Origin of the sequence: Paramaledivibacter caminithermalis DSM 15212, assembly GCF_900142245.1 — a bacterium.
GTDB lineage: Bacteria > Bacillota > Clostridia > Peptostreptococcales > Caminicellaceae > Paramaledivibacter > Paramaledivibacter caminithermalis.
The window spans coordinates 21,960-30,977 of sequence record NZ_FRAG01000043.1; the positions used below are offsets into that span (position 1 = coordinate 21,960).

Below are 9,018 nucleotides of genomic sequence, written 5' to 3' on the forward strand. Positions count from 1 at the left end.
ATCACTCCTGCTATTCCACGTCTATATATATAGGATCTGTCAATATATTCATATCCTCTAAATTATCCCATAAAAATCCTCTAACCTCATATTCTCCCTTTCTGGGTATTAAGAACCCAGTAGTAATAATTTCTTCTTCCTTTTTTTCTATCGTTTTGGTCAAATAGGAATAAGTAACCATTTCGTCATCATCTATTTCATATAACACCACAATAAATGTAAATTCTTGGTCTTCTTCTGTATTATTTTTTATTCTAATTGTAACCTTTCCTTCTTCGCCCTTTTCCAAGACGTTATTACCTATTCTTTCCATAATCAGCTTATCATCATTGTCTTCCTCATCTTCATTATCTGAATCATATTCATAAATTTTTACATTTTGATACATAGATTTACCTCTGTATAAATCAGCAAGAGCTATAAATGCCTGTTCAGTGGCAGATTTTTTTTCACTACCATACTCGGTTCTATATTCAAAATGATTTTCTGTTTTGAAATTTAAAAGGGCATCTAGCATACTATTGCCATTTTTTTGCCATTCATTTGATAACGGGTCTATTTCATTTGCCATAAGTCCTTGTATCACAGCGCATATGGAATAAGGATTATCAGAACCCATAAATGGAAATCCTCCTGAATCAAGTTGTGCAGATTTGATAAAGTCTATAGCTTTATTAATAGTATCTTTGACCCCCTCTATATCTTTATGCTCTGCAAGGGCTGTTATTGCCATTGCTGCTGTATCAACATCTGGGTTTACTGTAAATCCACCATGATCTTTTTGAGCCTTCATTAGTGCTGTAATAGCTTTTTCAATATCATACTTTGCCTCAGCCATATCTAAAGCTATTATACTCCAAGCCAAAGTGGCTGGATGCTTGTCTCCAAGATTAGTGATAAACCATCCACTTTCTTCTTGGGAATCTAAGAGAAGCTTAACATAGTTCTTTCCTTTAAAATTCTTTGGATCCTTCCCAGCAGCAATTATGCCAATTATATTTCCTGCATAGGTTGCAGCAGAATCGCTTTCCTTTATATCTAGTCTATCGGCTATTTCTTTTATCTCCTTATCTATATCTTTACTGGTAAAATTTAATGCTATTGCTTCTCTAAAGCTATATTCATCATCATCCTCATAATAATTTCTTAAATCTTTTATAGCATTTTCTATTATTTCTTTGTCATTTTTATTATTTTCTGCAAAGGAAATACAATTTATAGAAATGATATTTATAATTAATATTATTGCTAATAAAATTCTAAATACTTTTCTTACCATAATTCCTATCCTTTCTTTTAAATGTTTTTAAATTTTTCTATAAAAGCCCCTTTATAGGAATTTATGTAAGTAAAAACTTTAATTTACAAACCTTCAAAACTCCCAAAAACATTGGGTATTTATATATATAAATTAAGTTTTACTATGTAAATCCTATATATAAGGGGCTTACTCAATTAAACAACTCTACTCGATTATAGTAAATGGTACTTTCCAAGATTTATTTAAGACCTTTCCGTCTTTTGATTCTATTTCATTCTTAATATATAAGGTGTAGTTTTCTCCAACATCATATCCACCCTGTGGTGCGTATACCTTTATAGTTTTATTATCTTCTAAAAGCTGTATTTCACATGTAACAATATATCCTTCAGAATCCACAACTACTATAGCATCATTAAGTGAACTCTCTAAAACATCATCATTGAATTTTATAGTCCATGTTTTATCTAAAGCCACATCTGGATTTTCTACTTTCCATAATTCATAATCACTGTCATCTCCGTCAAATTTATCGTATTCTACGATTAATTCAAATGTATCTCTTATTAATTCTGGATAGTTTTCTCCTTCTTTTGATACATTTACTTCGTATGTTCCTTCTTGTAATTCTATGCTTACTTCTCCATTTTCATCAGTTATATATTCTATGCCATCTATTGTAAGCAATGCGCCCTCTTCTATTTTTTCACTTTCTACAGTATTCCAATTTTCATCATATGTAGTTACTACTTTTTTTACTATAAGCTTAGTAATTTTGCCTTCTTGTACTGTGTAAAGCCTAGGTATAAATGTAAGGTCCGACCATGTTGCTAGGTCACTGGCTTTTAAATGAAGTAATAATTCATCAATTCCTCCAATTTGTAAAGTAGATATTGATGTTGGTGAGCTTTTCAATACTCCATTTTCAGCTACATATAATCCCCAGCTTGTCATATATCCATCTCTACTTTCTCCTGCCATCTCTCCTAGTAACCCATTAATAAATAGTCCCCATTGTCCTTCATCTCCAACTATTTGGTCATCGCCAATTGCTGTTCTTAATAAGTCTTCTCCTGTTTCTTCATCAGTCACTGCAATCATTTCATCAAATAACGTATCGGTCTTTCCTTCAATCCTAACCCTTATTTCCTGACCGCTATTATCGGCATAGGCATCAAAGCCCTTATTTATTAAAGGCATAAAGCTAAACATCATAGCAAATATTAATAAAATACTAAATATTCTTTTCATAGTTTCCCTCCTAATATTTTCTTTTTAACTGTATTTCTCATTATTTTATCAGCTTAAATACTGATACAGCACATTGCGCTCTCGTAGCATTTTTATCGGGAGCAAAGTTATCATAAAGCAAATTATTTTTCCTTGCTATCTCCACATAGCCCTCATACCACTTATCACCACCCTTTATTGCCTTAGCTTCTTCTTCCAATCCCTTTGCCCGTACAAGCATAGCTGCTACACCAGCCCCTGTAATCTTGTCCTCTGGTGCAAACTTTCCATCACCTACCCCCTTTATAAACTCTTTTTTTACTGCAAGAGCAACTATTTTATTTGCCCAATGATTTTCTAGATCTTTGAATTCATATGTAGATGATGAAATCTCATCCTGCATGCCTAAGCCATAGATTAGAAACTTAGCAAATTCAGCTCTTTTAACTTCATTATTTGGTTTAAAAGTTCCATCTGAATAGCCCGACACTATTTTTTTATTAACAAGGGTCATTATTTCTTCATAAGCATAATCACTTTCCATTAAATCCTTAAACTTCACAGTGGTATTTAAATTATGTAATTTATCAAATATAGATACCTTATTTTTATAATCTGATAAAGCTAGAAGTCCATGCCAAGTGGCTATATAATTTCCTTTAGACATTGCTTTTATATGTTTAAAGGAACCATTTTCTAATCTATATCCTAAAAGCTTATCATAAAGCTTTTTATCTGGCTCTAAGCCCATACTAACTCTTGCAAGTATATTCCATGCAACACTTTCACAGCTTTCCCTCTTATCTAGATTTTCCTCAATATATTTAAAAGCGCTTTTTATTTCTTCAGAATCTTTACTAAGTCCTAACGCCCTATAAGCCACAATAGCCATAGCTGTCAAATCTAAATCTGAGTTTGAATCTCCAACAAATACTGGAAATCCTCCATCTTCATTTTGATTCTTCTTAAGCCATTTTAACGCCTTTTCCTTTTCATATCCATCTTCACCAGCTGCATATAATGAGACAATTCCCCATACATGGGCATTTATCAAATCTTCTCCTGTACCGTCTATAAAATCAGCAAATTTTCCACTACTCATTTGACTTTCTTTAATAATCTCCACTTCACGGGATACATCTTTACCTAAAGCTAAAGTTCCTATTACATAGGCTTGATAGTCCGTATTCACATTTGAATCAATCTTTGCCAAGGAGTTTTCCTTTAAAGCACTACCAAATGAATATAAGGCTAGTATACCCCACTCATCTAAATCTTGCTTTTTTAAATACTCTACTGATTTATTAATATCTAAACCAAATGCAATGCTTGAAAACATAAAAATAAAAACCAGAACAAAAACAAACCCTTTTTTCATCCTTCTCCTCCTCTAATACCTTATTTTTTAACTGGTATATCTATGATGTTATCATCTATTATAATCACAGAAAAGGCTCCTCTGATCTTTTCTGGATCCTCATAAAGTAGCTTTACTGCCTTCTTTATGAAGTTATCATCATTTCCAGTAATGAGCCATATTGTTCCTGTTAAACCATATTCCTTTATTACAGAAGTTATTATGGCTCCCCTTTCATACTCCTTAGAAATATCTCCCTTTTCATTTAAGGCCTGTATACTTTTTTCGGCTTTAAAAAATAAGCCAAATTTATCTCCATTCTCATAAATATGATTTATATAGCTTAGTTTCGATACATCATTCCATCTTCCTATTACGATTGAATTTATTTGTCCATCTTCTAATTGTTCTTCATCTAATTCTCTTATTTCAATATCCTTTAATCCTCTTTCCTTTAAAAAGCCCAATAGCTTTCTGCTTTCCTCTTCAAAATTTTTCTCATATATAATTTCTGTTTTCAAAACATTATCTGCATGTCCATTTATAAAATTCATTGGATATGCTCCAATAATACTTGAACCATAGGTATTATTGCTCCAATCATGATAATCCCATATCACAATATCATCTGGCTTTAAATGATATTCCCTTGCTCCAACCCCAGCTAATATACCATTGACATAATAAAACCAATCTGTTTTCCTCTTATCTTTTACGCCTGTAAAGCCAGACTTAAGACCATTTATGGCATTTATAAATCCGCCTCCATAGGCAGTTTCTATATCGAAGTTTTCTTCCATTACCTCCATTACACTTACATCATCTAAAATATCTATATTTTTATCCTCCAGCTTCTCCTTTCCAAAATCTTTTGAAACTACTACATTAACTACACCATTTTCTGAAGCAGATTTCTCACTGCAGCCTATTAATGAAAGAGTAATAATAATTAATAAACATGCCAATAATACTTTTCTCATACTTGATACCTCCAATATATTAAATCAAAACAAAAAACCCTTTCCGAATTGGAAAAGGACTAAAGATATATGTTATTATTTTTATATAAGCATATAAATAATTATAAAATACCTTGTAATTATTATGCTTAATATAAAACTGCATTCATACATATATCTTCAACTCCTCAAAGTCGGAGGTAAATTGAAGAACGTCTTACCAGGTTTTCTGACTTCCGGGTCATCTTTAGAACAGACCTTCCCATCCAGCATTTAACTTTGGTACATTAGACAGTGGTATATTCCATTCCTCATCGCCGGTTACAGCTGCGACTACAGTAAGGGCTTTCCACCCTTTTCCCTAAGCTAAGACACTATTCATTTGATTTCTACACTGCTTCCAGTATATTAGAAATTATATCATCTTATGCCACTCTCTTCAATAATATAACAAGTTAATTTAACTCCTTGTGTTAGTTAATTATCTATTTCCTTCACGGGAATTTCGCTATAGCTTATTCTATCCTTAAACCTTGTAAGTACATTTATAAAGTCCTTTCCTAAGAAAAAGGTAAAGCCTAAATTTCCCAGAGCATGCATCAAGTCAAAATAAAAGGAAGAAGCATATGTAGCGATGAAGCTTCTTAAGTTTAAAGGATATACGAAAAATAACCAATGCCATAGGTTCATAATATAACCAAATAAAAAGCCCCACACAAAAGCAAATATAGTCAAGCACAATCGAGAAGGTTTTTTCATTATCTTGCCTAATATTCCTGCACTAAATCCAGCAAGTCCCCATGCCATCATCTGCCAAGGTGTCCAGGGACCATGCCCTAAAAAGCTGTTTGATACAAGTGTTGCCACAGCTCCTACCATAAATCCAAACCATGGACCAAATACATACCCTGAAATTATAACTAAAAATGTAGTTGGCTGTACATTAGGTAATGCTGCAAAGGGAACCCTAGTTATCCCTGCCAGCCCTGCCAGAGTTGCAATTAAGGATATCTCCTTTACAGAAGCATGTTTTCTCTCATAGAATATAAAAAGCAAAATCAAAGAAACTATTAGTATAATAACTGAAATCAATCCATAATTCATATTAAATAACACCTTCTTTTGGACTATGCTCAAATAGATCTAAAGCATCCTTTAGAGTAAGAATTCCATCAAGTTTTCCAGAAAAAAGCTTGTTGATTTGAGTTGAATAATATATTCCAGAATTTAATACTTCACATTTAGAACCAATCTGAGCTATCTGTCCATCAAATATAAGGCAAACTCTATCTGTAAACTTTCCTAAAAATTCAACGTCGTGGGTAACTATAATGATTGTTTTACCTAGCTTTTTTAAATTTAATAATATCTCTCCTAATCTATCCTTTATAATATTATCTAATCCTCGAGTAGGTTCATCTAAAAGTAATATTTCAGGCTCCATAACCAGTATCGATGCAAGTGCTGCCCTCTGTTTTTCTCCACCACTTAAATCTCTTGGATTCTTATGTCTATACTCATATATATTTAAATCCTTTAAAACTTTGTCTATCCTTGAATAGTCTTTAATATCGTTGTTATCCAGTGTATATTTTAACTCCTCATAAAGTGTATCATTAAATAAGTAATCATTTGGATTTTGAGATAGAAAGCCTACTACCCCTTTAACTACTATTTCTCCTTTAGTTGGCTTTAATATACCCGATATATTCTTCAACAAAGTGGATTTACCTCCACCATTTTCCCCCATTATTCCTAATATTTCTCCTTTTTCTACCCTTAAATCAATGCCCTTAAGGGCATCCTTACCACCCTTATATGTGAATTTCAGTTTTTTTATATTAATTATTTCATCTTTATTTTGATAATCTTTATGTAATATTTCTTTTTTGTTAAAATTTTTACATTTAAGCATAGTTTTGAGTTGTTTTCTACCTTCCTTTACCGTAAAGGGAATCATTTCTTGTCCAATTTTAACAAAAAAATCTGCTACAGGAGGTAAAAAACTGATATTCTTTGAATTGCACCAAAATACAAAATCCTTAGGCTTTCCATCAAATACTAACCTTGCATCTTCCATAAATAAAATCCTATCTGCCAAGTGAAAGCATCTATCTATTCTTTGTTCTATTAATATTATTGTATATCCCAATTCATCATTCAATCTTTTTATTATATTTAATATTTCTTCTGCAGTCACTGGATCCAATTGGGAAGTAGGTTCATCAAAAACTAAAATTTTATATCCCATTGCAATAGTTGCTCCTATAGCTGTCTTCTGCTTTTGTCCCCCAGATAATTCATAGGTTTTTTTATCTTTGATATCCCACATATTTAAAAAACTAAGACATTCCATAACCTTTTTTTTCATTATTTCATGCTCCACACCTAAATTTTCAAGACCAAAGGCTATTTCTCTCTCAACCCTATCCATTAGCAGCTGTCTTTCAGGATCTTGAAAAACCATCCCCACTTCTTCATTACCATGGATTTTACCCTTTATTTTTCCGCCATAAAATTCTGGAACTATTTTATTGAATACCCTTCCCAGAGTTGATTTGCCAGACCCAGATTCTCCAAAAAGAAGTATAAATTCTCCTTCATTAATAGTAAGATTTATATTATCTAATGCAGGTTTTTCTGAATTAGGATAATAATATGTTAAATCTTGTATTTTAAAAATTTCCATCTTTTACACCCCCAGATCAATAAAAGATTAATTAACATGGGTATACTCATGATAGTCAAAAAGACAAGGTCTTTAGACTCATAACTTTCTAATCTAGGATAGTAGGAATAACTCCCTTTATCTGTGAAAACCCCATATATAAATAATCCAAAAAAGATAAGACTTAATGTACTTAATATGTAGTCTATTGGTCTTATCACCAGTTTAGAGTAAAGAGTCCTTTTTCCTTTACCATATCCCCTTGAGTATAGAGCTTCAGCTCTGTTTAGTGAACCCTCCAAAGAAGACATAAGTACTACCTTTAAGATAGGGTAATATGCTTTTACCCTCTTAAATATATTTTTTTCATTCAGTTTAGCTCCTCTTAAAACCATTACATCCTTAACCCTCATTATTTCCAGTCTCAATCTATGTATTATATTTGTAGTCATAGATAATGTCAACGTCAGCCTATGGGCATACTTTGAAAAAAATCCAAAGGAATCATCTATATCAATAAGGGCTCCATATAATACGAAAATTAACAATATTGATATAAGCTTTAATCCCATAACTATGCCAAATACTATAGCTTCTAATGTAATCTTAAATTTTCCTATAATCGGTAGTCTCATTCCCGCATAAATAACTGTCACGCCATTATTTGACACCAAAGGATTTATTATCAATATTAATACTACAGTAAAAAAGCTATACTTCAAAGTATCTTTAAGCTTTTTACTTTCTCCCAATAGAATTAGACTACTAATTAAAGCTACTAATAAAAAAGCTATATAAATTGGATGATTATAAAAAATAATTGCAAAAAAAAGAACTACTGAAAATATTATTACCGTAAATGGATGGAGTTTTATCACTTTATCACCTGCTTAGTTTTTTAATATATCTTTTATCTTATAAAAAAATGTATTAATCCTTTATAATTTATTCTAATTATAGCATCTAATATATATTTTTCCAAACAATAAAGAAATATGGATCGTGTCAAGATACTGTACTTACCCAGCTCCGAATGTTACTTCATATCTCTAACAGATGTTTCTATAAAAAAACTATATATAGAATTTACATAGTAAAACTTAATTTATACATGTACAAATACGCAACGTTTCTGGGGGTTTTGGATATGTATAAATTAAAGTCTTTACTTAAATTTCTATAATACAATTTTTCACAAAACCTTCTCTATCTAAAAAATAAATGTTAAGGTTTATAACCCCAACATTTATTTTTTTAATTTCCATGTGCCAGGTTTAAATCCCCCGACTTTCAGTCGGGTAGCTTTAGCAAACAGCGAAGCTGCATGATAGTGGTATAATAGTGTTGGGGTGATAAAAATGGTAGAATACAGAAGAAGTAGTCATACAATATATGACATAAAATATCATGTAATATGGGTAACAAAATATAGATATAAAATGTTAAGAGGAAAAATAGCAGAAAGATTGAGAGATTTGATAAGGCAAGGATGTGAAGCAAGAAAAATAACAATAGTACAAGGTAGCGTAGGAAAAGATCATGT

General features: G+C 31.5%; 8 protein-coding genes and 1 riboswitch. Of the genes, 1 reads left to right on the forward strand and 7 read right to left on the reverse strand.

Annotated features, from left to right (window positions below; genetic code table 11):
* Window positions 1-10 precede the first annotated feature (10 nt).
* The 7 genes from BUB36_RS13960 to BUB36_RS13990 all read right to left on the reverse strand — a co-directional run bounded on the left by BUB36_RS13960 (window position 11) and on the right by BUB36_RS13990 (window position 8,353).
* Window positions 11-1,279: a prenyltransferase/squalene oxidase repeat-containing protein gene (locus BUB36_RS13960; RefSeq protein ID WP_073151500.1), complete on the reverse strand. Its 1,269-nt coding sequence runs from the start codon at window positions 1,277-1,279 to the stop codon at window positions 11-13.
* Between the two features lie 186 nt (window positions 1,280-1,465).
* Window positions 1,466-2,512 carry an Ig-like domain-containing protein gene (locus BUB36_RS13965; protein WP_073151533.1) on the reverse strand — a complete coding sequence of 349 codons (1,047 nt, stop codon included), beginning with the start codon at window positions 2,510-2,512 and terminating at the stop codon, window positions 1,466-1,468.
* A gap of 40 nt (window positions 2,513-2,552) precedes the next feature.
* Window positions 2,553-3,869 (reverse strand): S-layer homology domain-containing protein, encoded by a 1,317-nt coding sequence (locus tag BUB36_RS13970; protein ID WP_073151535.1) that lies wholly within the window; start codon window positions 3,867-3,869, stop codon window positions 2,553-2,555.
* Between the two features lie 20 nt (window positions 3,870-3,889).
* Window positions 3,890-4,828 (reverse strand): DUF4430 domain-containing protein, encoded by a 939-nt coding sequence (locus BUB36_RS13975; RefSeq protein WP_073151537.1) that lies wholly within the window; start codon window positions 4,826-4,828, stop codon window positions 3,890-3,892.
* 181 nt (window positions 4,829-5,009) lie between these two features.
* Window positions 5,010-5,193, reverse strand: a riboswitch (cobalamin riboswitch).
* A 91-nt stretch (window positions 5,194-5,284) separates the two neighbouring features.
* Window positions 5,285-5,911 (reverse strand): ECF transporter S component, encoded by a 627-nt coding sequence (locus tag BUB36_RS13980; protein WP_084112053.1) that lies wholly within the window; start codon window positions 5,909-5,911, stop codon window positions 5,285-5,287.
* A gap of 1 nt (window position 5,912) precedes the next feature.
* Window positions 5,913-7,496 carry an ABC transporter ATP-binding protein gene (locus tag BUB36_RS13985; protein ID WP_073151546.1) on the reverse strand — a complete coding sequence of 528 codons (1,584 nt, stop codon included), beginning with the start codon at window positions 7,494-7,496 and terminating at the stop codon, window positions 5,913-5,915.
* Window positions 7,469-8,353, reverse strand: coding sequence for an energy-coupling factor transporter transmembrane component T (locus tag BUB36_RS13990; protein WP_073151548.1), 885 nt, complete (start codon window positions 8,351-8,353; stop codon window positions 7,469-7,471). Before BUB36_RS13990 ends, BUB36_RS13985 begins: the two co-directional genes overlap by 28 nt.
* A gap of 480 nt (window positions 8,354-8,833) precedes the next feature.
* Here BUB36_RS13990 and tnpA point away from each other — a divergent pair.
* The coding region (tnpA, locus tag BUB36_RS13995; RefSeq protein ID WP_131821282.1) for an IS200/IS605 family transposase at window positions 8,834-9,018 on the forward strand (185 nt) is incomplete at its 3' end.